Source organism: Falsiroseomonas sp. (genome assembly GCF_051860665.1).
Lineage (GTDB): Bacteria > Pseudomonadota > Alphaproteobacteria > Acetobacterales > Acetobacteraceae > Falsiroseomonas.
On the sequence record NZ_JBHYDM010000013.1, the window covers coordinates 36,195 to 61,236 of the forward strand.

At 71.8% G+C, this 25,042-nt stretch carries 25 protein-coding genes; 16 read left to right on the top strand and 9 right to left on the bottom strand.

Annotated elements, in window-relative coordinates; translation table 11 throughout:
- Positions 1-123: 123 nt before the first annotated feature.
- From mutS to ACTIF1_RS14695, 3 genes are all read left to right on the top strand, one after another.
- A complete protein-coding gene (gene mutS, locus ACTIF1_RS14685) occupies positions 124-2,877 on the top strand; it encodes a DNA mismatch repair protein MutS (RefSeq protein WP_439597187.1) in 2,754 nt (917 codons plus the stop codon).
- A gap of 5 nt (positions 2,878-2,882) precedes the next feature.
- Complete coding sequence (locus ACTIF1_RS14690) at positions 2,883-5,675, top strand: [protein-PII] uridylyltransferase (protein ID WP_439597188.1); 2,793 nt, start codon at positions 2,883-2,885, stop codon at positions 5,673-5,675.
- A 74-nt stretch (positions 5,676-5,749) separates the two neighbouring features.
- Positions 5,750-6,445: a DUF4410 domain-containing protein gene (locus ACTIF1_RS14695; protein ID WP_439597189.1), complete on the top strand. Its 696-nt coding sequence runs from the start codon at positions 5,750-5,752 to the stop codon at positions 6,443-6,445.
- Position 6,446: 1 nt separating this feature from the next.
- Here the strand turns inward: ACTIF1_RS14695 and ACTIF1_RS14700 are convergent, their stop codons facing one another.
- The 5 genes from ACTIF1_RS14700 to ACTIF1_RS14720 form a co-directional block, all read right to left on the bottom strand.
- A complete protein-coding gene (locus tag ACTIF1_RS14700) occupies positions 6,447-6,950 on the bottom strand; it encodes a hypothetical protein (protein WP_439597190.1) in 504 nt (167 codons plus the stop codon).
- A 67-nt stretch (positions 6,951-7,017) separates the two neighbouring features.
- Entirely contained in the window at positions 7,018-7,788 is a 771-nt protein-coding gene (locus ACTIF1_RS14705; protein WP_439597191.1) for a (Fe-S)-binding protein, read from the bottom strand.
- A 9-nt stretch (positions 7,789-7,797) separates the two neighbouring features.
- Positions 7,798-8,505, bottom strand: coding sequence for a DNA polymerase III subunit epsilon (gene dnaQ / locus ACTIF1_RS14710; RefSeq protein ID WP_439597291.1), 708 nt, complete (start codon positions 8,503-8,505; stop codon positions 7,798-7,800).
- Positions 8,502-9,089, bottom strand: coding sequence for a dephospho-CoA kinase (coaE, locus tag ACTIF1_RS14715; RefSeq protein WP_439597192.1), 588 nt, complete (start codon positions 9,087-9,089; stop codon positions 8,502-8,504). The genes dnaQ and coaE overlap by 4 nt, the downstream gene beginning before the upstream one ends.
- A complete protein-coding gene (locus ACTIF1_RS14720) occupies positions 9,086-9,925 on the bottom strand; it encodes a shikimate dehydrogenase (RefSeq protein WP_439597193.1) in 840 nt (279 codons plus the stop codon). The genes coaE and ACTIF1_RS14720 overlap by 4 nt, the downstream gene beginning before the upstream one ends.
- A gap of 106 nt (positions 9,926-10,031) precedes the next feature.
- Between ACTIF1_RS14720 and gshB the strand changes: the two genes are divergently transcribed.
- A complete protein-coding gene (gene gshB / locus ACTIF1_RS14725) occupies positions 10,032-10,982 on the top strand; it encodes a glutathione synthase (protein ID WP_439597194.1) in 951 nt (316 codons plus the stop codon).
- A gap of 99 nt (positions 10,983-11,081) precedes the next feature.
- Here the strand turns inward: gshB and ACTIF1_RS14730 are convergent, their stop codons facing one another.
- From ACTIF1_RS14730 to ACTIF1_RS14740, 3 genes are all read right to left on the bottom strand, one after another.
- A complete protein-coding gene (locus ACTIF1_RS14730) occupies positions 11,082-11,333 on the bottom strand; it encodes a GlsB/YeaQ/YmgE family stress response membrane protein (protein WP_439597195.1) in 252 nt (83 codons plus the stop codon).
- Between the two features lie 64 nt (positions 11,334-11,397).
- Positions 11,398-12,042 carry a hypothetical protein gene (locus ACTIF1_RS14735; RefSeq protein WP_439597196.1) on the bottom strand — a complete coding sequence of 215 codons (645 nt, stop codon included), beginning with the start codon at positions 12,040-12,042 and terminating at the stop codon, positions 11,398-11,400.
- A 31-nt stretch (positions 12,043-12,073) separates the two neighbouring features.
- Positions 12,074-12,310, bottom strand: coding sequence for a hypothetical protein (locus ACTIF1_RS14740; protein WP_439597197.1), 237 nt, complete (start codon positions 12,308-12,310; stop codon positions 12,074-12,076).
- Positions 12,311-12,637: 327 nt separating this feature from the next.
- Here ACTIF1_RS14740 and hrcA point away from each other — a divergent pair, with 327 nt between their 5' ends.
- The 7 genes from hrcA to ACTIF1_RS14775 all read left to right on the top strand — a co-directional run bounded on the left by hrcA (position 12,638) and on the right by ACTIF1_RS14775 (position 18,503).
- On the top strand, positions 12,638-13,696 hold the full coding sequence (gene hrcA, locus ACTIF1_RS14745) for a heat-inducible transcriptional repressor HrcA (protein WP_439597198.1): 1,059 nt from the start codon (positions 12,638-12,640) through the stop codon (positions 13,694-13,696).
- Between the two features lie 75 nt (positions 13,697-13,771).
- Positions 13,772-14,722 carry a hypothetical protein gene (locus ACTIF1_RS14750; protein WP_439597199.1) on the top strand — a complete coding sequence of 317 codons (951 nt, stop codon included), beginning with the start codon at positions 13,772-13,774 and terminating at the stop codon, positions 14,720-14,722.
- 383 nt (positions 14,723-15,105) lie between these two features.
- A complete protein-coding gene (locus tag ACTIF1_RS14755; protein WP_439597200.1) occupies positions 15,106-16,539 on the top strand; it encodes a LutB/LldF family L-lactate oxidation iron-sulfur protein in 1,434 nt (477 codons plus the stop codon).
- Positions 16,536-16,781: a hypothetical protein gene (locus tag ACTIF1_RS14760; RefSeq protein ID WP_439597201.1), complete on the top strand. Its 246-nt coding sequence runs from the start codon at positions 16,536-16,538 to the stop codon at positions 16,779-16,781. Before ACTIF1_RS14755 ends, ACTIF1_RS14760 begins: the two co-directional genes overlap by 4 nt.
- Positions 16,778-17,545 (top strand): LutC/YkgG family protein, encoded by a 768-nt coding sequence (locus tag ACTIF1_RS14765; RefSeq protein WP_439597202.1) that lies wholly within the window; start codon positions 16,778-16,780, stop codon positions 17,543-17,545. The genes ACTIF1_RS14760 and ACTIF1_RS14765 overlap by 4 nt, the downstream gene beginning before the upstream one ends.
- 8 nt (positions 17,546-17,553) lie before the next feature.
- On the top strand, positions 17,554-18,108 hold the full coding sequence (locus ACTIF1_RS14770) for a Smr/MutS family protein (protein ID WP_439597203.1): 555 nt from the start codon (positions 17,554-17,556) through the stop codon (positions 18,106-18,108).
- Positions 18,105-18,503 (top strand): helix-turn-helix domain-containing protein, encoded by a 399-nt coding sequence (locus tag ACTIF1_RS14775; RefSeq protein WP_439597204.1) that lies wholly within the window; start codon positions 18,105-18,107, stop codon positions 18,501-18,503. The genes ACTIF1_RS14770 and ACTIF1_RS14775 overlap by 4 nt, the downstream gene beginning before the upstream one ends.
- Before the next feature lie 80 nt (positions 18,504-18,583).
- Here ACTIF1_RS14775 and ACTIF1_RS14780 read toward each other — a convergent pair whose 3' ends face one another.
- Positions 18,584-19,633 (bottom strand): NAD/NADP octopine/nopaline dehydrogenase family protein, encoded by a 1,050-nt coding sequence (locus ACTIF1_RS14780; protein WP_439597205.1) that lies wholly within the window; start codon positions 19,631-19,633, stop codon positions 18,584-18,586.
- A gap of 243 nt (positions 19,634-19,876) precedes the next feature.
- Here ACTIF1_RS14780 and ACTIF1_RS14785 point away from each other — a divergent pair, with 243 nt between their 5' ends.
- The 5 genes from ACTIF1_RS14785 (at position 19,877) to ACTIF1_RS14805 (ending at position 25,000) form a co-directional block, all read left to right on the top strand.
- Positions 19,877-20,830 (top strand): lysophospholipid acyltransferase family protein, encoded by a 954-nt coding sequence (locus ACTIF1_RS14785; RefSeq protein WP_439597206.1) that lies wholly within the window; start codon positions 19,877-19,879, stop codon positions 20,828-20,830.
- Positions 20,831-21,022: 192 nt separating this feature from the next.
- Complete coding sequence (miaB, locus tag ACTIF1_RS14790; RefSeq protein WP_439597207.1) at positions 21,023-22,441, top strand: tRNA (N6-isopentenyl adenosine(37)-C2)-methylthiotransferase MiaB; 1,419 nt, start codon at positions 21,023-21,025, stop codon at positions 22,439-22,441.
- Positions 22,442-22,524: 83 nt separating this feature from the next.
- Positions 22,525-23,478, top strand: a complete 954-nt coding sequence (locus ACTIF1_RS14795) for a PhoH family protein (RefSeq protein ID WP_439597292.1) — start codon at positions 22,525-22,527, stop codon at positions 23,476-23,478.
- Between the two features lie 137 nt (positions 23,479-23,615).
- The gene (ybeY, locus tag ACTIF1_RS14800) at positions 23,616-24,065 is read left to right on the top strand and encodes an rRNA maturation RNase YbeY (protein WP_439597208.1); all 450 of its coding nucleotides are present in this window, start codon (positions 23,616-23,618) and stop codon (positions 24,063-24,065) included.
- Positions 24,062-25,000: a hemolysin family protein gene (locus ACTIF1_RS14805; RefSeq protein ID WP_439597209.1), complete on the top strand. Its 939-nt coding sequence runs from the start codon at positions 24,062-24,064 to the stop codon at positions 24,998-25,000. Before ybeY ends, ACTIF1_RS14805 begins: the two co-directional genes overlap by 4 nt.
- The last annotated feature ends 42 nt before the right edge of the window (positions 25,001-25,042 follow it).

The window sequence follows — 25,042 nt, forward strand, 5'->3', positions numbered from 1 at the left end:
CCCCCTTCATCGCAGCCCCAGGCGGGCCTGGGAAGACGGCCGCTTCGCAGCTGCGTTGCCGGGCTTTCGGGGGTTAAGCAGTGGGCCCTTCGCAGCCGCGGCGCGGCGGTCTATCGAGGATGGGTGAGCGATCCGACCCCTCTCCCGCCCGACGAAGGCCTTGGCTATCCGCGCGCCGAAGGCGCGACGCCGGCCCTGGCGCAATGGTTCGTGGCCAAGGCCGCGCATCCGGATGCGCTGGTCTTCTTCCGCATGGGCGATTTCTTCGAGATGTTCTTCGGCGATGCCGAGGTGGCCTCCGCCGCGCTCGATATCGCGCTGTCCTTCCGCGGCGAGCATCGCGGCCAGCCGGTGCCGATGTGCGGCGTGCCGGTGCATGCCTGGGAGGCCTATCTCGCCCGCCTGATCCGCCAGGGCCATCGGGTTGCGATCTGCGACCAGATGGAAACGCCGGAGGAGGCGAAGAAGCGCAAGGCCCCCACCATCCGGCGCGAGGTGGTGCGCGTGGTGACCCCCGCCACCGTCACCGAGGACGGGTTGCTGGACGCCGCCCGCCCCGCCTGGCTGCTCGCCTTGGCCGAGGTGGAGGAGAATTTCGGCGCCGCCTGGGTCGATGTCTCGACCGGCGCCTTCGAGACCATGGCCCTGGCCCGCGCCGAACTCGGCGCCCTGCTGGCGCGGATCGAGCCGGTGGAGGCCTGCGCGCCGCGCGAGCTGGCGGAACTGCCCGACCTCGCCCAGCGCCTGCCCGGCCGCATCGCCGAACGCGCCCCGCCGCGCGACCCGGCCCGGTTGTTGCGCGAGGCCTTTGGCGTCGCGACGCTCGACGGTTTTGGTCGTTTCGCGCCCGCCGAGCTGGCGGCCGCGGCGCTCGCCTTGTCCTATGTCCGCGAAACCCAGGCCGGCGCCCTGCCGCGGCTGGACCCGCCGCGGCCGCAGGCGGGGGCTGCCGGCACGCTGGCGCTGGATGCCGCGACGCGGCGCAGCCTCGAGATCCTGCGCGACCAGCGCGGCGGGACCGAGGCCACGCTCTTCGCCGCCGTCGACCGCACCCTGACCGCGGCCGGCGCCCGCGAACTCGCCGCGCGCCTCTCCGCGCCCTTGGCCGAGGAAGCGGCGGTCTCCGCCCGCCACGACGCGGTGGCCTTCCTCCTGGGCGCGGAGGCGACCCGCATGGCGCTGCGCACCACGCTGAAGGGCGCGCCCGACATGGCCCGGGCGCTGGGTCGCCTGGCGCTGGACCGCTTCTTCCCGCGCGATCTTTCCGCACTCGCCAACGGTTTTTCGCGCGCTGAGCTGGCGGCGGATGCGCTGGCCGCCGCGCCGATCCCGCCGCCGCCGCTGATCGCGGCCGCCCAGGCCGCACTCCGCCTCGACCCCGCACTCGCCGCCGAATACGGCCGCGCGCTGAACACGGACAAGATGCCGGCGCGGCTGGAGGATGGCGGGGTGATCGCCGCCGGCTATGATGGGGAGCTGGATGCGCTGCGCCGCCTGCGCGACGGGGCGCGGGAGGCGGTGGCGGCGCTGCAGATGGACCTGGCCCAGGCCTGGGGTGTCGCCAGCCTGAAGATCCGCCACCACCAGCAATTCGGCTTTCTGGCCGAGCTGCCCGCCGCCGCGGGCCAGAAGCTGGTGCAGTCGCCACCCGTGGCCACGGGCCAGCCGCTGTCCCCGATCCTGCGCCAGACCATGGCGAATGCCATGCGCTTCACCTGCACCGCGCTGGCCGAGCTGGACCGCAAGGTGGCGGAGGCCGGAGAGCGGGCGGCGGCGCGCGAACGCGCCTGCATCGCCCATCTGAAGCGCCTGGCGCTGGAGCATGGCAGCGCGATTTCCGCCGCCGCCCGCGCGCTCGCGGAGCTCGACCTGCACGCCGCCAGCGCGCAGCTGGCCACCGAGGGCGGCTGGTGCCGGCCGGAGCTGACGGAGCGCGCGGAATTCTGCATCACCGCCGGCCGCCATCCGGTGGTGGAGGCGGTCCAGAAGCGTGCCCGCGGCCCGGCCTTCGTGCCGAATGATTGCGACCTGTCGCCGGGCCGCCGCCTGTGCCTGCTCACCGGCCCCAACATGGCCGGCAAGTCCACCTGGCTGCGCCAGAACGCCTTGATGGTCGTCCTTTGCCAGTCCGGCCTCTTCGTCCCGGCAAGCCGGGCCAGGATGGGGCTGGTGGACCGGCTGTTTTCCCGGGTCGGCGGCGGCGACGATATCGCCGGCGGGCGATCGACCTTCATGGTGGAGATGGCGGAGACGGCGGCCATCCTGAACCAGGCCACCGCCCGCAGCCTGGTCGTGCTGGACGAGGTCGGCCGCGGCACCGCGACCTGGGATGGCCTGGCCATCGCCTGGGCGGTGCTGGAGGCGCTGCACGACCGCATCCGCTGCCGCGCCATCTTTGCCAGCCATTTTCACGAACTGACGGCCCTCGCGGGACGCCTGCCGGAGGTGCAGCTGGCCCGCATGCAGGTGCGGGAATGGCGCGGGGAGGTGGTGTTCCAGCACCTGGTCGGTCCCGGCGCCAGCGAGCGGTCCTGGGGCGTGCATGTGGCCCGCCTGGCGGGCGTGCCGCGGCCGGTACTGAAGCGCGCGGCGGAAGTGCTGGGCGCGCTGGAAGCCCGCGCCCGCGCCGGCGGCCCCGATGCCTTGGCGGAGGAACTGCCGCTTTTCGCGGCCAGCCCCCCCGGCCCCGCGGCGCAGACGAGCCCCCTGCACGCGGAGCTTGCATCGCTCGACCCCGACGCCCTTTCCCCGCGCGAGGCGCAGGACGCGCTCTACCGCCTCAAGGCACTGGCCGAGCAAAAAAACGATTCGCCTGCGGAAGCTACCGCAGCGCAACACGAGAAGACTATTGTTGGGACGGGTGACACGGTAGTGTGACAGGAATGACCGCCAGCCTCGGCCAACCGCCCACCCCAGCGGCTGCTCTCGCCCTCCCGGCCGAATCGCCAGAGGTCCTGCCGGATCTCATCGCGGGGCTGGTCGAAGCCGGTCGCCCCGTCGACCGCGACATCGCCCTCGGCCTGCTGCGCCGCCAGCTCGGCCGCATCCAGGGCCGCGTGCAAAGGGCCTTCGAGGCGCATGACCTCTCGGGCCTCGGTGCCGCGCGCTGGCTGGCCGCGCTGACGGATGGCATCGTCGCCGCCATCCACAGCTATACGCTCGCGGCCTGCACCGATGCCGCGGGCGATACGGCGGCGGAGCCGCCCTTCGCGTTGATCGCCACCGGTGGCTATGGCCGCGGCGTGCTGGCGCCCTATTCCGACATCGACCTGCTCTTCCTGTCGGAAAAGCCGCTCGGCCCGCAGGGGCGGCGCTCGGTCGAATTCCTGCTCTACCTGCTCTGGGATCTCGGGCTGAAGGTGGGGCATGCCACCCGCACGCTCGCCGAATGCATCGAGGATGCGCGCGGCGACGTCACCATCCAGACCGCGCTGATCGATGCCCGCTACCTGGCCGGCGAGCGGCCGATCTTCGAGCGTTTCGACACCGCCTTCGTGGCCGCCCGCAAGGCCAGCGGCCTGGCCCCCTTCCTGGCAGCGAAGCGCGCCGAACGCACGGCGCGCCACGCCCGCTACGGCGAAAGCCCCTTCCTGGTGGAGCCCCATGTGAAGGAAGGTCGCGGCGGGCTGCGCGACCTGCAGACGCTGTATTGGCTGGCGCGCCATGCCTTCGGCGTGCAGCGCATGCCGGAACTGGTGGGCGCGGACAGCCCCGGGGGCGGCCTGCTGACGCCGCAGGAGGCGCGCGCCATCCGCCGCGCCTGGAATTTTTTGTGGACCGTCCGCTTCCATCTTCACTACGTCACCGGCCGCGCCGAGGAACGCCTGACCTTCGACCTGCAGCCCGTCGTGGGCGCCCGCATGGGATACACACGACATGGTGTGCAGGACGGCGTCGAGCGCTTCATGAAGCACCTGTTCCTGACGGCCCGCGACGTGGTGCGGCTGACCCGCCTGCTGGAACCGGCGCTGGAACGCGCGGCGCTGGGCCCGCCCGCCGTGCTGCCCGCCGGCGATGCCGCGCTCTCGCAAGCCGGGATGGCGCTGGCCGACGGGAAAGTGCTGTTCGCGCCGGACCGCAATATCGCCGCGGACCCCGCCATCATGCTGCGCCTGGTGCGCGCCGCGCGGGACCGGAACCTGGAGATCCACCCCCTCGCCCATCGCGCGCTGATCCGCAATGCGCGCTACGCCGTGCAGCTGCGCGACGACCCGCCCGCCAATGCCCTGTTCCTCGACCTGCTGACCGGCCGCGACCCGGCGCGCTTCATGCGCGTGCTGAACGAGGTGGGCTTCCTGTCCCGCTTCATGCCGGACTGGGCCCGCATCGTCGGCCTCATGCAGTTCGACACCTACCATGTCTTCACGGTGGAAGAGCACACGATCGAGGCGATCGGCGTGCTGGCCGCCCTGGAACGTGGCGAGCTGGGGGAGGTCGCGCCGGTCGCCTCCGAGCTGATCGGCCAGGTGCAGTCCCGCCGCGCGCTCTATGTCTCCGTCCTGCTGCATGACATCGCCAAGGGCCGCGGCGGCGATCATTCGGAACTCGGCGCGCAGATCGCGCTGGAGATCTGTCCCAAGCTCGGCCTTTCGCCAGAGGAGACGGAGACCGTCTCCTGGCTCGTGCTGAACCACCTGCTGATCAGCCAGACCGCCTTCAAGCGCGACATCGACGACCCCAAGACCATTCTGGATATTGCCGAGACCGTGCAGTCGCCGGAGCGGCTGCGGCTGCTGCTGGTGATGACGGTGGCGGATATGCGCGCGGTCGGGCCCAAGGTCTGGAACGGCTGGAAGGCGACGCTGCTGCGCGAACTGTACTGGCGCGTGGCGGAGGTGCTGGCCGGCGGGCTTTCGGTGCCGGAGCGTGACACCCGCGTGGCCCGCGCCCGCGCCGCCGCCGCGGCGCTGCTGACGCACCAGACCAAGGCCGAGACCGACCTGTTCCTCAGCCTCGGCTATCCCGGCTACTGGCTCTCCTTCGACCCCGAGACGCATGCCCGCCACGCGGAGATGATCCGCGAGGCCGAGGCCGACAATGCGCCGCTGACCGTCCGCACCCGGGTGATCGAGGCGCGCTCCGTCACCGAGGTCACCGTCTACTGCTCCGATCACCCCGGCCTGTTCAGCCGCATCGCCGGCGCGCTGGCGGTGGCGGGCGCCAGCATCGTGGATGCGCGCATCCACACCATGACCAATGGCATGGCGCTCGACACCTTCTGGGTGCAGGACGCCGCCGGCGGTGCCTTCGACGCGCCGCATCGCCTGGCACGGCTCGCCGTGCTGATCGAGCAGTCGCTCTCCGGCCGGCTGCGGCTGGAGGCGGAGATCGCCAAGGTGCGGCGCGAACCGGCGCGTCTGCGCGCTGTCACCATCCCGCCCCGCGTGGTGCTGGACAACCATGCCTCCAACACCCACACGGTGATCGAGGTGAATGGCCGCGACCGCCCCGGCCTGCTGCATGCGGTGACGGCGGCGATCAGCGGCCAGGGGCTGCAGATCGCCAGCGCCCATATCACCACCTATGGCGTGCGGGCGGTGGACGTCTTCTATGTGAAGGACGTCTTCGGGCTGAAGGTGGAGAATGAGCGCAAGCTGGCGGCGCTGCGCAGCGCGCTGCTGGTGGCGCTCGGCGCGCCCGACATTCCCGGCGATGGGTCCGTGCGGATCGTCTGATCCGGCCGGGCTCCACTTAACAGTTTCTTTCTCGGAACGGGCGCAGCAAGCTTCTTCCCGCAAGGAGGTTTCGCATGTTCCGACCCATCCCCGCCCTGCTCGCCCTGCTGCTGCTGGGCGCCTGCGCCCAGGCCACGGTCGCCCCCCTGGCCCCGCCCGCGCCCGGCCAGCCCGCGGCCGAACGGCTGCCGGCGCCGGCGCAGATCGTGGTGGAGCGCTTTGCCCTCCACCCCAGCCAGGTCACGCTGGACAGCGCGCCGCTGCTGCGCGCGCAGCGGGCGGTCAGCGGCGACGACCGCGCCGCCCGCCGCACGGCCGCGGAGGAAGCCGTGGCCGGTTTCCAGACCGCCCTGGTCGCCGCCCTGCGCGAGCGCGGTCTCGCCGCGGTGCCGGCCGCCGAGGCCAGCCCGGCCACGCCGCGGCTTCTGGTGCGCGGCCGGTTCAGCGCGCTGGAAGAAGGCAACCGCGCCCGCCGCACCGTGGTCGGCTTCGGCCTTGGCGCCAGCCGGGTGGCGGGGACCGCGATGCTGGCCTTCCAGGACAGCGCGACGACCGAGCCGCGCCAGGTGGACAGCTTCGCGCTGGATGCCGATAGCGGCCGCATGCCTGGCGGCGTGCTCGGCGCCGGGCGCGGCGCCGGCATGGTGGTGGCCGGCACCGCGATCCGGGGCGCGGCGGGGGAGGTGCGCGGCCCGCAGGAGATCGGCGCCCTGGCCCGCGGCACCGCGGACCGGATTGTTGCCTACGCGACAGCGCAGGGGTGGCGCTGATTCAGAACAGCTTCAGCTGACCGGTCGCGCCGCGCGGGGCCGACGCCGCGGGCAGGGCCGCGACGCAGTCCAGAAAGGCTTCGCCGGCCTGCCCGGCCGGCGGCACCGCGAAGGCGACATCGAGCTGCGGCGTCCGGAAGCTGCCCCCGGCCAGCGTGGCGCGCACCATCTCCAGCCCGGGCGCCTGTTCGAGCGACCGGCCGAAGGCCTGCGGTGCGACCGGCAGCCCCGGGAGCGACCATGCGCCCTGCGGGCCGGCGAACAGGATCTCCGCCGTCGAGGCCGGATCGAGCCTGGGGCCGTCCCGATCGAAGCGGCCCATGGCGAAGGCGACCCGCGCCGGCCGCACCACGAACTGCACCTTCCGCGCCGGCTGGCCGGCCTCCAGCACGCAGGTTCCATCGCCGCGGCGGGCCATCCAGCCATCCTCGGTAGCTTGCGCCGCGGCCTGCGGCGGCTCGGCCACCGCGGCGGGGCCCGGCGCGCCGCAGGCCGCAAGACCCAAGGCCGACACGGCCGCAAGGACCCGCCAGGGATGGCGGCAGGACAGGACCCTTGCCGGCGGCATGGGTCTACCCCTTCACCATCCCGATCGGCGCCACCTCCTCCGTCACCCCCGCCAGCACCTCCGCCACATGGCGCACCTGCACGGCGGAGCCTTCGCGGCCCAGCTTGCCCGCCATGTTCAGCAGGCAGCCCAGGTCGCCGGCCAGCAGCGTATCGGCGCCGGTCGCCGTCACGTCCTTGGTCTTGTCGCCCACCATGCGGGTCGAGATGTCCGGGTACTTCACGCAGAAGGTGCCGCCGAAACCGCAGCACAGCTCGCTGTCGCCCATTTCCCGCAATGCGAGGCCGGCGACCGTCCCCAGCAGCTGGCGCGGCTGCGCCTTCACGCCCAGTTCCCGCAGGCCGGAGCAGCTGTCGTGATAGGTGGCGATGCCGTCGAACTTCGCCGCCACCTGGGTCAGGCCGCGCACATCCACCAGGAAGGAGACCAGCTCATGCGTCTTCGCGGCCAGTGCCTCCGCCTTCCCGCGGTAATGCGGGTCGTCGGCGAACAGCCCCGGGAAATGGTGGCTGATCATGGCGGCGCAGGAGCCTGACGGCGCCACCACGTAATCGAACCGCAGGAATTCATCGACCACGGCACGGGCCAGATCCGTGGCCGTGGCGCGGTCGCCGGAATTATAGGCGGGCTGGCCGCAGCAGGTCTGCGCCTCCGGCACCACCACCTCGCACCCCGCCTGCTCCAGCAGCCTGATCGCCGCGAAGCCGACCGAGGGCCGGTACAGGTCCACCAGGCAGGTGACGAAGAGCGCGACGCGGGGGCGGGTCGGGGTCATCGGGGCAGCTTAGGACAGGGCCGGCGGCTGGGCGAGGCTGATCCAGAGCGGGTCCTTCAGCTTCTTGGCGATGAAGGCCGCATGGGCTTCCAGCTCCGCCTCGCTCGGGGTGATCGGCCGCGGCGTGCGGGCCACGGGGGCGACCACGATGCTGCCGGCCTGCACGGGGCGGGCGGCGCGGGCGGCCAGTTCGAGGCCCGGCTGCTTGCCGCCCATCAGCTCGAGATAGACCTCGGCCAGCAGCTTCACGTCGAGCAGCGCGTTGTGCGCCGTGCGCATGGAGTTATCGACGCCGAGGCGCCGGCACAGGCTGTCCAGGCTGTTCGGCAGGCCGGGATAGCGCCGCTTGGCCACCGCCAGGCTGTCCACCATCCGCGCGCGGTCCAGCCTCGGGTGGCCGGCGCGCACCAGCTCCGCGTCCAGGAAGCCGAAGTCGAAGGGCGCGTTATGCGCGATGATCTCGGAATCGCCGAGGAAATCCAGCAGCTTGCCGGCGATGTCGCGGAACAGCGGCTTGCCGCGCAGCATCTCGGCGGTCATGCCATGCACGCGCGTGGCTTCCTCCGGCACGTCGCGCTCCGGGTCCACCAGCTCGTGGAAGGTCGCGCCGGTCGGCATGAAGTTGAAGATCTCGATGGCCGCCACCTCGATCACCCGGTCGCCGGAGGCGGGGTCGAGGCCGGTGGTCTCCGTGTCCAGGACGATCTGGCGCATCAGCGGCGCATCCTTTCGACCAGCGCGCGGACCTGGCGCTGGGCATGGTGGCGGGACTGGCCGGTCTGGATGACCTCGTCGGCCATACGGCGCTTTCTCGAATCCGGCATCTGCCGGGCCAGGATGGCGGCAAGCCGCTCCGGCGTCATGCCACGCCGGCGCAGCACCCGGGCCCGCTGCACGGCGGCGGGGGCGGAGACCACCAGGACGACATCCACCCGGGCCTGGCCCCCGGTCTCCAGCAGCAGGGGAATGTCGAGCACGGCGAGCCGGGCGCCGCGCCGGCGGCAGGCCGCCAGGAAGGCGCGCTCCGCCCCGCGCACCAGCGGATGCATGATGCCCTCCAGCCGCTTCAGCGCCGCCGGGTCGCCGAGGACGCGGCTGCGCAGCGCCTCCCGGTTCACGCGGCCCTCGGCGGTGGTGCCGGGGAAGGCGGTCTCCACCGGGGCCACCGCGGCGCCGCCCGGCCCCTGCAGTGCATGCACGGCGGCATCCGCATCGAAGACCGGCACGCGCAGCCGCCGGAAGGTATTGGCGGCGGTGGACTTGCCCATTCCGATACTGCCGGTCAGGCCGATGATTTTCATGGCAGCAGGTCGGCAGCCACGAAGGCGCGCAGCGCGCCATCCACCGCCGGCGCCACGCCGAACCATTCGTGAAAACCGGGCCGCGCCTGGTGCAGCAGCATGCCGAGCCCATCCACCGCCCGCAGCCCGCGCGCCCGCGCGGCCGCCAGCAGCGGGGTTTCGAGCGGCACATAGACCAGGTCCGCCACGACAGCCGTCGGTGGCAGCGGGGCCAGGTCGAGGACCAGCGGCGGCTGGCCTTCCATGCCGAGGGAGGTGCCGTTCACCAGCAGGGCGGCGTCTTGCAGCCGCGGCCGGTCCGTCACCTCGATCGGGCCGCCCAGATCGCGCGCCAGCGCCTCCGCCCGCGCCGCGGTCCGGTTGGCCAGAACCAGTTTCGGGCAGCCGGCATCGAGCAGCGCCGCGGCGACCGAGCGCACCGCGCCACCGGCCCCCAGGATCACCGCCGGCCCATCGGCCGCCTGCCAGCCCGGCGCCTGCTCCCGCACCGATTCCACGAAGCCGTAGCCATCCGTGCTGCTTCCCTCGATCCGGCCGTCCTCGCGGAAGAACAGCGTATTGACCGACCCGGCGCGCCGGGCGGCGTCATCGACCGCATCGCAGAGGGCGAAGGCGGCCTCCTTGTGCGGGATGGTGACATTGGCCCCGGCGAAGCCGAGCTGGGCCAGGGCGCGGACGGCATCTGCAAAATGCTCGGGCCGGACCGGCAGGGGCAGGTAGGCGCCGTCGATGCCGTAGCGTTCCAGCCAGAAGCCATGCAGCCGCGGCGAGCGGGAATGCGCCACGGGCCAGCCCAGCACCCCGGCCTTGCGGGCCTTTCCGGAGAGGATGTTCATTCCGCTGAAGTGCCCCGCCGCCACCGCGCCGGTCAATGGCCGCCGCCCCCCTCTTTCAACCGGCGCCCGGCAGTGCCACAGGAGGGGCCACAACGGAGATCCCCGCATGGCGCGCAGCCTCAAGGTCGCGGTCCAGATGGACCCCATCGCCTCCATCAACATCGACGGCGACAGCACCTTCGCCATGATGCTGGAAGCCCAGTCCCGCGGCCATGCGCTGTGGCACTACCACGTGCGGGACCTGGCGCTGCTCGGCGGAAAGGTGCTCGCCCAGGCCCAGCCCGTGCAGGTGCGCCGGGTGAAGGGCGACCACTTCACCCTGGGCGCGACGGAGGAGCTGGATCTCGGCCAGGTGGATGTGGTGCTGATGCGCCAGGACCCGCCCTTCGACATGGCCTATATCACGGCCACCCATATCCTGGAGCATATCCACCCCAAGACCCTGGTGGTGAACGACCCGGCCAGCGTCCGCAACGCGCCGGAGAAGCTCTATGTGACGCATTTCCCGGAGCTGATGCCGGAAACCCTGGTCACCGCCGATGTCGGCCAGATCCGGAAGTTCCGCCAGAAGCACGGCGACATCATCATCAAGCCCCTGTTCGGCAATGGCGGCGCCGGCGTCTTCCACCTGCGCCCGGAGGACCCGAACATGAATTCCCTGGTGGAAATGTTCACCGAGCGGTCGCGGGAGCCGCTGGTGATCCAGAAATACGTCCCCGCGGTGCGCGAGGGGGACAAGCGCATCATCCTGGTGGACGGCGTCGCCATGGGCGCCATCAACCGCGTGCCGGCGGCCGGCGAGGCGCGGTCGAACATGCATGTCGGCGGCACGCCCCTGCCGACCAAGCTGACGGACCGGGAGAAGGAAATCTGCGCCGCCATCGGGCCGGAGCTGAAGGCGCGCGGCATGATCTTCGTGGGCATCGACGTGATCGGCGGCTATCTCACCGAGATCAACGTCACCAGCCCCACCGGCCTGCAGGAGATCGCCCGTTTCGACGGCATCCACCTGGAGCGCGCCCTGTGGGACGCGATCGAGGCCAAGGTCGCGGGCTGAACCAGCCCCTCTGGCACCAGTCCATCTGGCACCAGTCCATCTGGCACGAAAAAGGGCCCATCCTGGCGGATGAGCCCTTGCCGTCGGCGGCGCCTGGGGTCAGGCCCGCCGGCCGGCCACCGCCCGGTAGATCGCCAGCACGATGACCGCGCCGACCACCGCGCCGATGAAGCCCGCGCCCTCTCCGGCCCGGTACCAGCCGATCGCCTGGCCCAGCCAGGTCGCCACCACGGCGCCCAGGATGCCGAGCAGGATGGTGATGATGAAGCCACCCGGGTCGCGGCCGGGCATGAGGAATTTGGCCAGCGCACCGGCCAGGAAACCGATGATGATCGTCCAGATGAAACCCATGTCCCGTCGCTCCGCGTGATGCCGATGTAAGCGCGAAGGGCGCCTCGGGTTCCCTGGGATTGTCCTACCTTCGGCAGGTCAGACGCGGCCGCGCGCCGGCGCCCGGCGGGATCACCAGCCGGGCCCGCAGCCCCGGCGCGCAAAGCCCGGCCACCGCCTGTGGCGGCAGCGCTGCGTTGCCCTGCGCCACCCGCACCCGCTGGTGATAGGCGAGCCCGCGCCCAGGCTCCATCGAATGGTATTGCGCCACCGCCTCCGCCCAGCTCGCCGTGCGGCCGCGCAGCTCCCGCAGGAAGCGCACGGCATAGGCGACATTCGTGGGCGGGTGGAAGGCCTGCGCCAGCTCCGGAAAGGCCATGGGGTGGTAGTACAGGTTCACCTGCATGCAGCCGACATCGACGGAGCGCTGGCCGGCGGCGCGCAGCGCCTCCACCGTCGCCACCGCCTCCTCAGCCGTTTCGGGGAACAGGCTCTCGCCGCCGGCATTCAGCGCGAAGGGCCAGGGGGCGCTGCCACCGCCGGGGCGGGCGCGGCTGCTTTCGACGCGGGCGATGGCCAGCAGCAGGCCCTCGGGGATGCCGCTGCGCGCCTCCGCCGCCGCGATGGCGCGGGTGCAGGCGGTCCAGGCATTTTCGTCAGGGCTGGGCGCCTGGGCGGCGACCTGGCAGGACCAGGTGAGCAGCGCGGCAAGAAGGACGGGGCGCAGCATGCCACCACCTGCCTGCGCCCCGCCTCCGGCGTCAACCTTGCGAGGATGGCAATGCCGCGAGCAGCAGGGGCGGCGCGTGCTGGGTGAGGAAGAATTCCGGCTCCGGCGGCCCGACCAGCAGCAGCAGGCCCAGCCCGACCGCGGCGGTGGAGGCCAGCAGCAGCGCCACCAGGCGCCGCGCGCCCCGCACCGGCGCGACCAGCAGGGAGGAAAGCAGCCCCGCCCCGCCCGCCAGCAGCAGCGTGGCCGCGGTGAACACCGCCGTCATGCCCGCCCGCCCGTGCTGGTCGTCAGCCAGGTCCCCAGCAGCAGCGCCCAAAGCCCCGAAACCGGCTGTCCCGTCATCGCCCTTCTCCTCCGCCTCGGGGGCATCCAAGCGCCCTGTCGTAACCGCGGGATGGCGGGATCGTGTCGAAACCTTGCCGGTGGCGTCTCCGGCCCTTGTCTCCGGGCACCTGCGACATGAGCTTGTAAGGCCGGCAAGGTTGACCCGGCGCCCCGCCGGCAACTAGCCTGTTCCCTGAATATTCACGGTTTGGGACATGCCCCGATGGGTCCAATCACCAGGCCGCTGCGCCCCACCGGGGCGCCCGCGATGAGCCATTCCATCTCCTCCGTCCCGCTGCCGCCCGGGCTGGACGACCGCAGCGCCGCGATCTTCCGCGAGCTGGTGGAGACCTATGTGGCGACCGGGGAGCCTGTGGGCTCCCGCACCCTGTCGCGCCGACTGCCGCAGGCCCTGTCGCCTGCCACCATCCGCAATGTCATGGCGGATCTGGAGGATGCCGGGCTGCTGTTTGCCCCGCATACCTCCGCCGGCCGCCTGCCGACGGAGCGCGGGCTGCGGCTTTTCGTCGATGGCCTGCTGCAATTCGGCGCCCTGCCGGAGGAGGAGCGGGACGCCATCGCCGCCCGCTGCGCCGCCGGGGGCCGCAGCCTGCAGGAAACCCTGGGCGAGGCCAGCCAGATGCTCTCGGGCCTGGCCGGCGCCGCCGGGCTGGTGGTGGCGCCGAAGCGCGAGGCCCCGGTTCGGCACATCGAATTCGTCGCACTCGGCACCGGCCGCGCCCTGGTGGTGCTGGTGACGGCCGATGGCCAGGTGGAGAACCGCGTCATCGAGGTGCCGCTCGGCCTGCCGCCCTCCGCCCTGCAGCAGGCCAGCAACTACCTGAACGCCCGCCTGTCCGGCCGCACGCTGGAGGAGACGCGCGGCACGGTGGCGGAGGAGATCGCCGCCAACCGCACCGCGCTCGATGCCCTCACCCACCAGGTGATCGAGGCGGGCCTGGGCACTTGGTCCGGCGGCGCCGGCGGGTCGCTGATCCTGCGCGGACAGGCGAAATTGCTGCAGAACCTGGACCATGTGCAGCGGGTGCAGGAGATCCAGGCGCTGTTCGAGCGGCTGGAAGCGCAGGAGACCATGCTGCGCCTGCTGGACCTGGCCCAGCGCGGGGAGGGTGTGCAAATCTTCATCGGGGCCGAGAGCGGACTGTTCGACAATGCCGGCCTGTCGATGGTGGTCTCGCCCTTCCGCAACGGGGCGGAGCAGATCGTGGGCGCCATCGGCGTGATCGGGCCGACGCGGATCAACTACGGGCGGATCATCCCGGTGGTGGATTACACGGCACGGGTGATCGGGCGGCTGCTGGGGTGATTATTCTTTTCACGTAACCACCAGGTTCATGTCACCATCCCGGCGCGACGCTGCTTCCCTTGAGGAAGGTCTGCCGTGGATACGTCCCAGAGCCCGTCAATCCTTCGGCGCCTTGGCCTGACCGCCGCGGTGCTGACCGCGGTGATGTTGCTGCTCGAGGCCAGCGCGCCGGCGCGTGAGCCGGAACTGGACGCGGCGGAGGCCTGGAACCTCCAGATCAGCAAGCTGGGCATCACGCCGGTCTATCCACCGACGGAAGACCTGCATGTCGGCGATGTCTGGGCGCTGCTGATCCCGCCTGCCCTTTCGCGCGCAGCGGTCAGCCAGGAACCCCTCCTCACCCGCGCCATCCGCCTCGGGCACAGCGACCAGAGGGAAGCCATCCTGGCCAGCGCCCACCGCCGACCCGTCTTCGCGGAGGTCGCGACCGAGAATCCCGCGCTCCGGACCCCCCGGCTCGAACATTCCGACTTGCCGGAAAGCCAGCGGATTCCTCTTGCCCTGGTCGGCTTTCCCAGCGTCTCGCGCACCCTCCATGCCGAGAGGAGCGGACGCCTCTCAACGCTCATCGGCACCCTCTCAGGCAGCGCTTCACGATCGGTGGTCGAAGAGATCAGTGTCCCGGAGGCACATGGCTATGGGATCGAACCCCTGGCGGCTGCCACGGCGCTGCAGGCCTGGTGCAGGACCCGGCCCGGGCTGTGCCAGGAAGGTACCATCCGAACCCTGCTGTCCTTCGCGCTCGGGCGCGAGATGGTGACGCCCGAGGCGCGGGTGGAGCTGCTGATGGTCAGCTACGTCTTCGCGACCCGGCACATCCGGCTCACGCGCCATCGCAGCGACGACGGCCAGGCCGATCTGGAGACGAACCCAGACCAGGTCGCCGGGAACCAGGCCAAGATGAAGGTCATCCGGGCCAGTAGTTCAGGGGTGGAGGCGCAGAATGTCTTCCCGCGGCCCGTGGTCATCGGCTTCCGCAGCGTGACCTTCGCATTCGAAAGCCTTCCGCAGGGACGAAGCCGTTGAAGGCGCCAATCCTCACCTTGATGCTGCTTTGCAGCCTTGCGGCTCCCTGCCGGGCCCAGACGGCGCCCGCAGGCGCGCCGGCAGGCGGGTCCCCGCAACCTGGAACCACCCCCGGCGCAGCGGCTGCGCTTTCCTCGCGACCGCAGCCGGAAGAGTGCCAGCCGCCGCTCTGCTGGGACTTCCCCCCTGGCCTCGGCCCCGGTGGAGGCGTCAGATCCATGCGGCCATCGGGGAGCAGCGGCGGCGGCTTCGGCGTTCAGCAGCTGAGGCCAGGGGATCTGGGCATCCGGTCCTCCCCCGCGCCCACGATCCGGCCCTGACACCCGCCAAGGCTGCACGCGCCGGCTTTCCGCGCTATATCAGCGGGAAGCAGGAGAGCGCCCGTGGTCCACATCACCTCCCCCGCCTTCAAGGCGAATGCCGCCCGCGCTTTGGCCGATGCCGGGCTGCAGAAGGCGCTCGACCGCAGCAAGGGCACCTCGCACGGCAAGCGCGCCGCCGCCGTCGCCGCCCTGCCGGAATTCGAGCGGCTGCGGGAGATCGGCCGCGACATCAAGAACCACACCCTCGCCAATCTGGATTTTTATCTCGAGGCCTATGCGGCCCAGGTCGAGCGGGCCGGCGGCACCGTCCACTGGTGCTCCACGGCGGATGAAGCCCGCGCGGCGGTGCTGAAGATCTGCCGCGACAAGGGCGCTCGCACGGTCACCAAGGGCAAGTCGATGATCTCGGAGGAGCTCGGCATCAACGAGCACCTGGAGGCCCATGGCATCGAGCCGGTGGAAACCGACCTCGGCGAATACATTCTTCAAATACGCAAGGAGCCGCCGAGCCACATCATCGGTCCGGCCTTTCACCTGAATCGCGAAGACTGGGAGCAGACGTTCCGCGAGATCCACACGGAGCTGCCGAAGGACCGCGTCTTCCATGAGCGCAGCGACATCATGGCGGAGGCACGTACAAAACTGCGGTCGCGCTTCCTGGCCGCCGATGTCGGCATCACCGGCGCCAATTTCCTCATCGCCGAGACCGGCTCCTCCGTCATCGTCACCAACGAAGGCAATGGCGACCTGACGCAGACCCTGCCGCGCACGCACATCGTGCTGGCCAGCATCGAAAAAGTCGTGCCGACGCTGGAGGATGCGACCAGCCTGCTGCGCCTGCTCGCGCGCTCCGCCACCGGCCAGGATTTTTCCGTCTATACAACCTTCTCCACCGGCATCCGGCGCGAAGGCGACCTGGATGGGCCGGAGGACTATCATGTGGTCCTGATCGACAACGGCCGGTCCAATATGATCGGCACCGATTTCCAGGAGATGCTGCGCTGCATCCGCTGCGCCGCCTGCATGAACCACTGCCCGGTCTATGGCGTCACCGGCGGGCATGCCTATGGCTGGGTCTATCCCGGCCCCATGGGCAGCGTGCTGACGCCGACGCTGATCGGCATCGACAAGGCCGGCAACCTGCCCAACGCCAGCACCTTCTGCGGCAAATGCGAGAGCGTCTGCCCGGTGAAGATCCCGCTGCCGAAGCTGATGCGGCATTGGCGGGAACGGGAGTTCGAGCGGCATCTGACGCCGCAATCCGTCCGCTCCGGCCTCGGCCTCTGGGCCTGGTTCGCCAGGCGGCCCGCGGCCTACCGCCTGGCGACGAAGCTTGGCATCGGCGCGCTGGGCCTGCTCGGCCGCGGCAAGGGCGCCTTCAAGTCGCTGCCGCTGGCCGGCGGCTGGACCGCGGGGCGGGACCTGCCGGCGCCCGAACCGGGCGGCACCTTCATGGCCCGCTACAAGGCCCAGCAGCGGAGCGCCCGCCGATGACCCGCGACCAGATGCCCCCGGCGGGCGAGGAGGCGGAGCGCATCCACGGCTACCGCTTCCCGGACCAGCGCGCCCCCGCCCGCACCGCCCCGCGCCCCACCGGCACGCTGGAGGAAATCTACGCCCGCATCGATGCGGACACCCCCGCCGCCCGGCTGAACGAGGATCTGGACCGGATCGAGGACGCCCTGGCGAAACTGGAACAGGCGGTGCGTGAGGCCATGGAGGCCGAGCAGCCATGAGCAGGGACGCCATCCTGGGCGCCATCCGGCGCGGCCTGAAGCGCGGCCCGCTGCCGGCCGACCAGCAGGCCATGCTGGCCGGGCGCATCGCGACGCATCCGCGCCACCTGATCCCCGCCCGGTCCCGCCTGCCGCGCGCCGAGCAGATCGCGCTGTTCATCCGCAATGTCGAGAAGGAATTCGGCACGGTCGAGCGCGTGCCGGACCATGCCGCCATCCCCGCCGCCGTGGCGGACTACCTGGCCGCCCAGAACCTGCCGTCCCGCATCGTCATGGCGCCGCATCCCGACCTCACCGGCATCGACTGGTCCACCCGCCCGATGCTGGAGCGGGAGGCGCGCCGCGCCGAGGCCTCGGACGCCGTCTCGCTCCAGCATGCCTGGGCCGGCATCGCCGAGACCGGCACGCTGGTGCTGCCCTCCGCCGCCACCCGCCCCACCACGCTGAACCTGCTGCCCGACACGGAAATCGCCGTGCTGCGCGCCTCCGACGTGGTCGGCGCCTATGAGGAGGCCTGGGACCGGCTGCGGGCCGGGGCGCCGGATGCGCTGACCGGCGGCTTCATGCCGCGCAATATCATGCTGGTCACCGGCCCCTCCCGCTCCGCCGATATCGAGCAGACGCTGGAGCTCGGCGCGCATGGCCCGCGCCGCCTGCATATCCTGCTGGTGGAGGACGAGCCGGCGCCGCGGATGGAAAGCCCCGCCGAGGCGCGGGCGGAGGCCACCACCCAGCCGGGCGCCCCCGCCGCGCCAGGCGATTGAGACCGGCCATGCGCGAAAAGCGGCTGAACCAGGCCGATCTCGCGCTCTGGCGCGCCTTCACCGCGGAGATCCGGCCGCTCTTCGGCCATCAGCGCCCGCCGGCGCCGCCCGCGCCTGCGGCCGCACCGGCGCCGGAGCCGCCGGCCCAGCGCGCCATCGCGCCGGCTGCCCTAAAACCGGCCAAGCCGCTGCCACCTCCCGAGATCCGGGTGGGGGAGGTGCCGGGCGGCCTGGACCGCAAGCGCTGGCAGGCGCTGCGCCGCGGCGATATGCGGGCGGAGCGCACGCTGGACCTGCATGGGCGGCGGGTGGCGGAGGCGCATCTGGTTTTTCGCGCCTTCCTGCACCGCGCCGCGGCGGAGGGCGTGAGGACCGTGACGGTGGTGACCGGCAAAGGCCCGCAGCCGGAAGGCGGCATTTTGCAGCGCGAGCTGCCGCATTGGCTGAACGACCCCGACATGCGTCCCCTGGTGCTGGGCGCCGCGCATCCGCACCCGACCAATTCCGGCGCCGTGAACCTGCTGCTGCGCCGCCGCCGCACCAACGGGACCGCGAAACGGTGACCCCCTTCGGCGCCCGGCTGCGCATGCTGCGACGCCAGCGCCGGGTGACGCTGAAGGAGATGGCGACGCATCTCCAGGTCTCCTCCGCCTATCTCTCGGCGCTCGAGCACGGCCATCGCGGAAGGCCCTCGGCCGGGCTGGTGCACCAGGTGAACGAGTTCTTCGGCCTGATCTGGGACCAGGCGGAGGAATTGTCCGAGCTGGCGAAACTGTCCCATCCGCGCGTCACGCTGGACACGGCGGGGCTGACGCCGGAGGCGACGGCGCTGGCCAACCGGCTGGCGGAGGGCATCCACCGGCTGAGCCCCCAGACGGTGGCCGCCATGCACGGGCTTTTGGATCGGGAAGTGCCGGCGGGGGAGAAGCCGCGGCTGCGAAGGGCGGCGGGGCGGTAGCCTGCCCCCACCCCGACCCTCCCCTGCGAAGCGGGGGAGGGAGGGGCCCGCGAAGCGGGAGGGTGGGGGCAAGCGCCACCCTACCGCGCATGCCCCTCCCGCAGCAGCACCGTCAGCTGCCGGAAATCCAGCCCCTCCAGCAAATCATCGGCGCTCAGGCTGCTGCCCCACATCGCCTCCAGCACCGCCACCGCCGCCTGGGTCAGCGGCATGGCCACGCCCCGCGCCGCGGCCAGGCGCAGCCACAGCGCCAGGCCGTAGGTCACGCTGACCGCCAGATGCGCCGCATCCAGCCCGCGCAGCCCGGGCGTGGGCCGGGCAGCCGCCAGGGCGCGGGCCATCACCGGCAGCGGGCCCTGCGGCACGCCGCCGATGCGATGCAGCCCCGCGGCCAGGCTCGGCACCGCATGGCCATAGGCACCGGCCAGTTCCAGCCGCTCCGCATCCAGCCGCTCCGCCAGGCGGCAGATGGCGGGTGTCATGCGGCCGTGCTGGTCCCAATCCTCCCCGGCCTCGATGCGGGTGACATTGCCCAGGGCGAGGGCCGCCTGCAGCACCGGCTCATGCGCCGCCAGCGCCGCGCCCAGCGCATCGCCCAGCGGCACGAAGTCCATGCCGAACAGGTCCTGGCACAGGCGCGACAGCGGCGCGGCGGCGGCCGCGGGAATGCTGGCCAGCTCCACCCGCTCCGGCAGCGCCAGGATGCGCAGCTCATCCCCCGCCAGGCGTTCCGCCACCACCGGTGGCGTCGCCATGGCGCCGATGGGGGCGCGGCGGCCGGCGCGCGCCAGCAGCCGGTCCAGCAGCAGGGGGGCGAGGGAATGGCTGGGCGCCAGCAGCACCGGCACGCCCTCCGCCAGCATCGGCACGATCCGCCGCAGCACCGGCCCCAGCACATGCGGCGGGACGCTGACCAGCACGGCATCCGCCCCGGCCAGGGCGCGGGAGACATCGACGGCCACATCCACCCGCGCGGTGCCGGACAGCACGCCCTGCACCGCCAGGCTGCTGCCGATGCCATGCGTGCCGCCGCCACGCGGCGACCAGAGCGCCGCCTGATGCCCCCGGCTGACCGCGAGCGCCGCCGCCCCCGGCCCCACGGCACCCGCCCCCAGGACTGCCAGGCGCATGCGGGGTCAGGCCGGGTGGCGCGGCGCGGCGCGGCGCCGGCGGCGGGGCGGGAGGAGGATCATGAAGGGGACCTTAACAGAGGCTTGCGCGGTTCCGCACCCTGCCGTGACCCGCCGCGCCACACAACGCAGCCGTCACCCGCACCACCCCCGCAACAAAAGTTGCGGAGCGGGCGCGGTGTTCACGGGATGGTCGCGAAGCCTTCATTGCCCTGCCTTGGATCGCGGTCTTAATGCTTGTCCATGCAGGCCACCGCACGACTGACCGCCCCCGAGGTGCTGCGCCCGCGCAAGCCGCTGCGGCGCAAGCCCATCCAGTTCTCCGCCTCGGACCCGGAAGGGCTCTGGGGCGATGTGCTGGGCGTCCGGCCGCTCGGCGGTCGCTTCCGGGCGGTGCGGCGGCTTGTCTCGCTGCTGCTCTGGACGCTGGTCGCCATCCCCATCCAGGCCCTGCTGGTGGCGCTGCCGGGCCGCGGCCATATCGCCTTCGCCCGGGTCTATCACCGCACGCTCTGCGCCCTGATGGGCCTGCGCATACAGGTGGTGGGAGAGCCGGCGCGGCAGGGGCCCGTGCTCTTCGTCGCGAACCATTCCTCCTGGCTCGATGTGCTGGTGCTCGGCGCGACGCTGGAGGCGAGCTTCGTCGGCAAGTCGGAGATCGAGGGCTGGCCGCTGATCCGCACGGTCGCAAAACTCGGCCGCACCGTCTTCGTCAGTCGCAAGCGCACCGGCACGAAGGGGGAGGCGGATGCCATCCGCACGCGCCTCGCGGGCGGCGACAGCCTGATCCTGTTCCCGGAAGGCACCACCAGCGATGGCGGCCGCGTGCTGCCCTTCCGCAGCGCCTTCCTCTCGGTGGCCGACAGCGCCCGGCTGGTGCAGCCGGTCTCCGTGGTCTTCGACCGCCTCGGCGGCCTGCCGGCCTGCCGCCGCGACCGGCCACTCTTCGCCTGGTATGGCGATACCGACATCCTGACGCATTTCTGGCGCCTGGCGCGGCGCCCTGGCGGGCGGGCGACCATCATCCTGCATGCGCCGCTGGACGCCAGCGAATGGCCGGACCGCAAGGCGCTGACGGCGGCCTGCGCCGGGGTGGTGGCGGAATCCTGCGCCACGCTGCGGCAGAACCGCCCCGCCCAGCCGCTGCGCGCCCCCGCCCCGCCCCGGCCGCGCCCGGCCGAACGGCTGCCCGTTTGACGCATCGGGCGGCCCCCGCCTGCGCTTCCCGCTTGACCCGGCGCGGCGCCATCCCGCAGCCTGCCTTCGTGGTGCAAAAGACCTTCCCGGCCGCGGGCCGGAAGCGCCTCGCTTGACCCGGGCGCGCTGCCTGCGCAAATCCCCCGCTTCCCTCCGCCCGGCCCAGGGCGGGGCGGCGGAGTATGGCCCGGAATGAAGCCTGACAATCTGGACCGGCCTGGCCCCCCCAGGCGGTTGTTCATCCGCAGCTGGGGCTGCCAGATGAACGTCTATGACAGCGGCCGCATGGCCGATGTGCTGGCCCCGCTCGGCTATGCGCCGACCGAGACGCCCGAGGATGCGGATATGGTGGTGCTGAATACCTGCCATATCCGGGAGAAGGCGAGCGAGAAGCTGTTTTCCGAGCTCGGCCGGCTGCGCGTGCTGAAGCAGGCGAAGGAACAGTCGGGCCAGCGCATGATCCTGGCCGTCGCCGGCTGCGTCGCCCAGGCGGAAGGCGCCGAGATCACCGCCCGCGCCCCCTATGTCGACCTGGTGCTGGGCCCGCAGAGCTACCACCGGCTGCCCGAAATGGTGGCCCGCATCAGCCGCGCCACCGGCTCCGTCATCGAGACCGATTTTCCGGCCGAGCAGAAATTCGACTTCCTGCCGGATTCCACCACGCCCCAGGGCGTCACCGCCTTCCTCACCATCCAGGAAGGCTGCGACAAGTTCTGTTCCTTCTGCGTCGTGCCCTATACGCGCGGTGCCGAATATTCGCGCAGCGCCAGCGCCGTGCTGGCGGAGGCGAAGCGCCTGGTGGCCCAGGGCGCGCGGGAAATCGCCCTCCTCGGGCAGAATGTGAATGCCTGGCATGGGGAGGGGCTTTCGGGCGGCATCTGGTCGCTCGACCGGCTGCTGCTGGAACTGGCGGAAATCCCGGGCCTCGCCCGGCTGCGCTACACCACCAGCCATCCGCGCGACATGGACGATGCGCTGATCGCCGCCCATGGCCGCATCCCGCAGCTGATGCCCTTCCTGCACCTGCCGGTGCAATCGGGCTCGGACCGCATGCTCGCCGCCATGAACCGCGGCCACAAGGCGGATCTCTACCGTCGCATCGCCGACAAGCTGCGCGAGGCGCGGCCCGACATCGCGCTCTCCTCCGACTTCATCGCCGGCCATCCCGGCGAGTCCGAGGCGGACCACCAGGCCACCCTGAAGCTGATCCAGGATGTCGGCTTCGCCCTGGCCTATTCCTTCAAATACTCCGCCCGCCCCGGCACCCCGGCGGCGACCGCCGGGCTGCAGGTGGCGGAGGCGGAGAAGGATCGCCGCCTGCAGGAAATCCAGGCCCTGCTGCGGGAACAGCAGGATGCCTTCAACCGTTCCTGCGTGGGGCGCGTCTGCGAGGTCCTGGTCACCGGCGCCGGCCGGCATGAAGGCCAGTTCGCCGGCCGCTCGCCCTGGCTGCAGCCGGTGCATGGGCTTGGTTCGGCGGCCCTGACGGGCCAGATGGTGAAGGCCACCGTCACCGCCGCCCTGCCCAATTCGCTATCCGTCCGCCTCGAGGGGAATGAGGCGCTCGGTCCTCCGTCGCAAACGCCCCGTCAGGAGAAGGCCGCCGCTTGAACACACCCCCCGCCGCGCTCAGCCTCCGCCCCCCGCCGCGCCCCGCGCCACCGCGCGACAACAACACGCAGCGTGTCGTCACCATGCAGTTCGACGACAACCAGCTGCTGCCGCTGCTCTATGGCGAGCACGACCGCAACCTGGCGCGGATGGAAATCCGCCTGGGCGTGCGGCTCGGCAGCCGGGGCAACCGCCTCACCATCACCGGCACGCCGGAGCGTGCCGATGTGGCGGAAGCGGCGCTGATGGCGCTGTGGCGAAGACTGCAGAAGGGGGAGCCGGTGGGCAGCGCGGAGGTGGAGGCGGCGATGCGCATGGCGGAGGGGGTGCAGGACAGCGACCCCCGCCTGCCCCTGCAGGACCTGCCGGCGATCCGCACCCGCAAGGGCGCCATCGCGCCCCGCACCCCGGCCCAGGCCGCCTATATCGACGCGCTGGCGCGCAGCGAGATGGTCTTCGGCGTCGGCCCCGCCGGCACCGGCAAGACCTATCTGGCCGTCGCCCAGGGCGTGGCCCTGCTGCAGGCCGGCCGTGTCGATCGCATCGTGCTGTCCCGCCCCGCGGTGGAAGCCGGCGAGAAGCTGGGCTACCTGCCCGGCGACCTGAAGGAGAAGGTCGATCCCTATCTCCGTCCCCTCTACGACGCGCTGCACGACATGATGCCCGCGGAACAACTGACCCGCCGCATGGCGGCCGGGGAGATCGAGGTGGCGCCGCTCGCCTTCATGCGCGGCCGCACCCTCGCCCATTGCTACGCCATCCTGGACGAGGCCCAGAACACCACCGCGGCGCAAATGAAGATGTTCCTGACCCGGATGGGCGAGGGCAGCCGCATGGTCATCACCGGCGACCCCACCCAGGTGGACCTGCCGCCCGGCCAGCGGTCGGGCCTCGCCGAGGCGCTCTCGATCCTGGGAGGGGTGGAGGGCATCACCGTGGCGAGATTTGCCGAGGAGGATGTGGTAAGGCATCCCCTCGTGGCGCGGATCGTCGCCGCCTATGGGCGCATGGACCAGGCGGCGCGCGCGCGTGGATGAGTTGTTCGGCGAAGGCGGCCCCCCCAAGGGCCGCCGGCGCCGGGGGCAGTTGGAGAGCGATGGAACCGTTAAGTAGACGTCCCGACCCGGGCGCAAATGCCGGGGCCGGGATGCCGGGCGGGATTGCGGGCATTACCGTGGTCCTTGCCACCCAGGGATGGCGCGCCGCCGTGCACCGGCCGGAGGCGCTGGCCCGCCGTGCCGTGGCCGCGGCGCTGCGGGAGGCCGGTGCCGAAGGCGCCGTCACCGTGCTGCTGACCGATGATGCGGAGGTCAAGCGCCTCAACACCGGTCACCGCGACAAGGCCAAGCCGACCAATGTGCTGTCCTTTCCAGGCGGCATGCCGGGGCATCTGGGCGATATCGCCCTCGCCCTCGGCGTGGTGCGGCGCGAGGCGCGGGAGGCGGGGCGCCGCCCGGCCGATCACCTCGCGCATCTGGTGGCGCATGGCGCGCTGCACCTCGTGGGGCACGACCATCTGGAAGCCGGCGAGGCACGCCGCATGGAACAGGCGGAGGCGCGCGTGATGCGCCGCCTCGGCCGCCCCAACCCCTGGAAGGAGGGCCGGGGACGGCCAGCGACATGAGCGGCAACGGAGACCACGGCAGCCAGGCTTCCCCGATCGAGCGGCGCAACAGCCTGCTCTGGCGGATCCAGGGCCTGCTGCGCCGCCGCACCGCGGATACCGTCCGCGACCAGGTGGAGGAGCTGCTGGAGGGCCGGCAGGAGGAAGGCGCGCCGGACGACCCGGACCGCATCGGCGGCGGGCTCGACCTGAACGAGCGCGCCCTGCTCGGCAATGTTCTGCGCCTGCGGGACAAGGCCGCCTATGACGTGATGGTGCCGCGCGCCGATATCCTGGCCATGCCGGAGGACCTGACGCTGGACCAGGCCATCCGCCTGATCCAGCGCGAGGGCCATAGCCGCTTCCCGGTCTATCGCGAGAACCTCGATGACATCGTCGGCATGGTCCATATCAAGGATGTCTTCGCCGCGGTGGGGCGCGACCCCGAGAGCTTCTCGCTGAAGGCGATCCTGCGCCGGCCCTTGTTCGTCGTGCCGACCATCCCGGTGCTGGACATGCTGCTGCAGATGCGCGCGGCGCGGATCCACATGGCGCTGGTGGTGGACGAGTACGGCGGCATCGACGGGCTGGTGACCATCGAGGACCTGGTCGAGACCATCGTCGGCGATATCTCCGACGAACACGACGAGGTGGCGCCGGCCACGATCCAGGACCGCCCGGACGGCACGGTGGAGCTGGACGCCCGCACCACCGTCGAGGCCTTTGAACAAAAGTTCGGCGCGGTGCTGACGGAGGAGGAGCGCAGCGCGGATATCGACACGGTGGGCGGCCTGATTTTTACGCTCGCCGGCCGGGTCCCCGCGCGGGGCGAGCTGATCTCGCATCCTTCGGGCCTGGAATTCCGCGTGCTGGATGCCGACCCGCGCCGCATCCGCCGCCTGCGCGTGCGGCGGCCCGGTGCCGCGGGAGAGCCCGCGCGCCAGGCGGCGGAGTAGCGGGGCCCGGTCCTTCCCTCAGATAAGCCCTCTCCCCCTGAC

Excerpts from the sequence above, each read along its gene's own strand:
- ACTIF1_RS14785 (WP_439597206.1), top strand. The coding sequence starts at position 19,877 with ATGCAGGCCACCGCACGACTGACCGCCCCCGAGGTGCTGCGCCCGCGC.
- ACTIF1_RS14760 (WP_439597201.1), top strand. The coding sequence starts at position 16,536 with ATGACCCGCGACCAGATGCCCCCGGCGGGCGAGGAGGCGGAGCGCATC.
- hrcA (WP_439597198.1), top strand. The coding sequence starts at position 12,638 with ATGAGCCATTCCATCTCCTCCGTCCCGCTGCCGCCCGGGCTGGACGAC.
- gshB (WP_439597194.1), top strand. The coding sequence starts at position 10,032 with ATGGCGCGCAGCCTCAAGGTCGCGGTCCAGATGGACCCCATCGCCTCC.
- ACTIF1_RS14765 (WP_439597202.1), top strand. The coding sequence starts at position 16,778 with ATGAGCAGGGACGCCATCCTGGGCGCCATCCGGCGCGGCCTGAAGCGC.
- coaE (WP_439597192.1), bottom strand. The coding sequence starts at position 9,089 with ATGAAAATCATCGGCCTGACCGGCAGTATCGGAATGGGCAAGTCCACC.
- ACTIF1_RS14690 (WP_439597188.1), top strand. The coding sequence starts at position 2,883 with ATGACCGCCAGCCTCGGCCAACCGCCCACCCCAGCGGCTGCTCTCGCC.
- ACTIF1_RS14735 (WP_439597196.1), bottom strand. The coding sequence starts at position 12,042 with ATGCTGCGCCCCGTCCTTCTTGCCGCGCTGCTCACCTGGTCCTGCCAG.
- ACTIF1_RS14805 (WP_439597209.1), top strand. The coding sequence starts at position 24,062 with ATGAGCGGCAACGGAGACCACGGCAGCCAGGCTTCCCCGATCGAGCGG.
- ACTIF1_RS14740 (WP_439597197.1), bottom strand. The coding sequence starts at position 12,310 with ATGACGGCGGTGTTCACCGCGGCCACGCTGCTGCTGGCGGGCGGGGCG.
- miaB (WP_439597207.1), top strand. The coding sequence starts at position 21,023 with ATGAAGCCTGACAATCTGGACCGGCCTGGCCCCCCCAGGCGGTTGTTC.
- ACTIF1_RS14695 (WP_439597189.1), top strand. The coding sequence starts at position 5,750 with ATGTTCCGACCCATCCCCGCCCTGCTCGCCCTGCTGCTGCTGGGCGCC.
- ACTIF1_RS14770 (WP_439597203.1), top strand. The coding sequence starts at position 17,554 with ATGCGCGAAAAGCGGCTGAACCAGGCCGATCTCGCGCTCTGGCGCGCC.
- ACTIF1_RS14795 (WP_439597292.1), top strand. The coding sequence starts at position 22,525 with ATGCAGTTCGACGACAACCAGCTGCTGCCGCTGCTCTATGGCGAGCAC.
- ACTIF1_RS14705 (WP_439597191.1), bottom strand. The coding sequence starts at position 7,788 with ATGACCCCGACCCGCCCCCGCGTCGCGCTCTTCGTCACCTGCCTGGTG.
- ACTIF1_RS14720 (WP_439597193.1), bottom strand. The coding sequence starts at position 9,925 with ATGAACATCCTCTCCGGAAAGGCCCGCAAGGCCGGGGTGCTGGGCTGG.
- ACTIF1_RS14730 (WP_439597195.1), bottom strand. The coding sequence starts at position 11,333 with ATGGGTTTCATCTGGACGATCATCATCGGTTTCCTGGCCGGTGCGCTG.
- ACTIF1_RS14780 (WP_439597205.1), bottom strand. The coding sequence starts at position 19,633 with ATGCGCCTGGCAGTCCTGGGGGCGGGTGCCGTGGGGCCGGGGGCGGCG.